Origin of the sequence: Desulfosarcina sp. (genome assembly GCF_041551955.1) — a bacterium.
Lineage (GTDB): Bacteria > Desulfobacterota > Desulfobacteria > Desulfobacterales > Desulfosarcinaceae > Desulfosarcina.
Window position 1 is genome coordinate 1 of the sequence record NZ_JBFELV010000602.1, and the last position, 2,169, is coordinate 2,169.

Genomic DNA, 2,169 nt, shown 5'->3' on the forward strand with positions numbered 1-2,169 from the left:
CGGTCAGTTGAATCGATTCACATACGATATTGAAGGGCAGTCCGGGGCCATCGGGCGTCGGCGCTTCCGTCTCCTTTTCCCGGGCAGGCGGCACCAGGGCGGCTATCAGGTTAATGCCCGCGGCCTCATCGACGGCGAGGTCTGTCCAGGGATCCTGCAGCAGGACACGGTTTATTCTGATTTCCCGTCGCCACAGGGCCCGCCAGTCAAGTTCCACGGAAAGATGGGATAGGCCGGCCAGGGTGAGCCCCTTGGGGTCATGAAGCGCGATCCCGTAAAGGTCAAGGCCCGGTCCTAGAAGGGACAGCCGGTGGGTTTCAATGGTTATCCTTCCCGGGATTTCCGCGTTGATCCGGGACTGCACCCATTGAAGACCATGGTTGGATTTTACCCAGAAGAGGGTGAAGCAGAAAACGATGCACACCGCGGCCGCCAGGGTGGCGGCGGTCAGCAGCATGGGTTTGAGCATGGTTTTCATGGGCACAAAAAATACCGCCTTCGAAGAAAAAGGACAATCTCAAAAGGCGGTATTTCACATGATTTTAAATAAAACGAAATGGTCGAGCCTGTTGCAGAGTTGATCTCCGCCTCCAATTCGGAATGGGCGGCACGCCCAAAGCGGTTTTTCAGCAACCGGATTACGCGCCGGACGCGGCCATGGCCGATTCGATGCCTTTGCTGAAATCCGTGGGCACGTTGGCAGCCCTGCCGGCCAGTTCCCTGTCCAGCATCATCAATCCCTGGGGGTTGTCTTTGATGAATTTGAGCTGGGCGATGATGTCGTTGTCGTTTTCCTCTTCCTCCACCTGCTCGGTTACATACCATTCCAGAAAAATCTGGGACGCATGATCTTTTTCGGCAATGGCCAGCTCCATGAGATCGTTGATGGACTGGGTAATGTACTGCTCGTGGGCCAGGGTCTTGGTGAACATGTCCAGCGGTGACTCGAAGGCAGCGGGCGGCTCCTTGATGGCGGCGAGTTTTACCCGGGCTCCCTGCCGCTGGATATACTCGTAGAACTTCATGGCATGGAGCATCTCTTCGTGGTACTGCACCATGAACCAGTTGGCGAAGCCCTTGAGCCCCTCCTGGTTGCAGTGGGCCGACATGGCCATATAAAGGTAGGCTGAATACATCTCCCGGTTGACCTGTTCATTCAATGCCTGGGTCATTTTATCACTGATCATGGAACTCTCCTTCCACCTTATCAAATGGTTATTCGCAAACAATACCTGACCGGCGCTCGCCGAATGGTTGGCGCAGGATCGGGTGCTTCTGTTTTCAGGACAGCCTGGCAAGCCTAATCGCACCTGCCGGTGAACTGCCAACATAATCATCGGCACCCTTGCCTTCAAGGGCTGACAACAAAGCGGATGCCGCTGTTGCTGAATGAGGAGAAGACGGTGGCGTCGGCTATATGATCCCCTGGTCCAGCATGGTGTCGGCCACCTTGATGAAACCGGCGATGTTGGCGCCCATGAGATAGTTGCCGGGACTGCCGTGTGCGTCGGCGGCGGCCAGACAGGTGTCGTGTATGCCCTTCATGATGATCTTCAGCCGGTTGTCCACTTCTTCACCCAGCCAGGTCAAGCGGATGCTGTTCTGGGTCAATTCCAGGCCGGAGACGGCCACACCACCGGCATTGGCCGCTTTACTGGGCGCGTAGAGGATCCCCTTGTCCATGAAAATATCCCGGGCGTCGGCGGTGCAGGGCATGCTGGCGCCTTCGCACACCAGTTTGACGTTGTTGTTGATCAGGTGGTAGGCGTCCTGTTTGCCGATTTCATTCTGGGTTGCGCAGGGAAAGACACACTGGGCGCGGTGCCGCCACAGCGGATTGGATTCCTGATCAGCGGCCGCCGGTGTATAGACGGCCTGGGCATATTGATCGACATATTCGCTGAGTCTGCCCCGCCGGATGTTTTTCAGGCGGCTGACGAATGCCAGTTTGTCCGCATCAATTCCCTCCTCATCGTAGATATGACCCGATGAATCGGACAGGGTGACCACCCTGGCCCCCATCTCGATCAATTTCCGGGCGGTGGCTTGAGCCACATTGCCGGATCCGGAGACCAGGCAGATTTTTCCCGAGAGGACTTCATTGCGGGTGGCCAGCATCTGGGCGGCGAAATAGACGCAACCGAACCCGGCCGCTTCAGGCCGGATCAG

At 57.0% G+C, this 2,169-nt stretch carries 3 protein-coding genes; all 3 read right to left on the reverse strand.

Annotated features, from left to right (window positions below; all coding sequences use genetic code 11):
* Window positions 1-478 (reverse strand): hypothetical protein (locus ABYV26_RS24690; RefSeq protein ID WP_372684004.1); only part of this gene is annotated, 478 nt, incomplete at its 3' end.
* 160 nt (window positions 479-638) lie between these two features.
* On the reverse strand, window positions 639-1,187 hold the full coding sequence (locus ABYV26_RS24695) for a ferritin (RefSeq protein ID WP_372684005.1): 549 nt from the start codon (window positions 1,185-1,187) through the stop codon (window positions 639-641).
* 226 nt (window positions 1,188-1,413) lie between these two features.
* The coding region (locus ABYV26_RS24700; protein WP_372684006.1) for an NAD(P)-dependent oxidoreductase at window positions 1,414-2,169 on the reverse strand (756 nt) is incomplete at its 5' end.